Genomic DNA, 230 nt, shown 5'->3' with positions numbered 1-230 from the left:
CTCCAAGGGTGGGGCTCGAACCCACAGCCTACCGGTTAACAGCCGGTTGCTCCACCGTTGAGCTACCTTGGAATATTTTGGAGGCGACACCCAGATTCGAACTGGGGATCAAGGAGTTGCAGTCCACTGCCTTACCACTTGGCTATGTCGCCGCCTTTTTGGTGATCTATCCGCGACTCGAACGCGGGACACCCTGATTAAAAGTCAGGTGCTCTACCGACTGAGCTAAT

At 54.8% G+C, this 230-nt stretch carries 2 tRNA genes; both read right to left on the bottom strand.

The features are described from left to right. Positions 1-72 (bottom strand) — tRNA-Asn (locus KGF52_RS21290). 6 nt (positions 73-78) lie between these two features. Next, positions 79-152 (bottom strand) — tRNA-Cys (locus KGF52_RS21285). Between the last annotated feature and the right edge of the window lie 78 nt (positions 153-230).

This window comes from Clostridioides sp. ZZV15-6597 (genome assembly GCF_020657815.1).
Classification (GTDB): Bacteria; Bacillota; Clostridia; order Peptostreptococcales; family Peptostreptococcaceae; genus Clostridioides.
The sequence above is the reverse complement of the archived record's forward strand: the minus strand, read 5'-3'. Positions and strand labels throughout refer to the sequence as shown.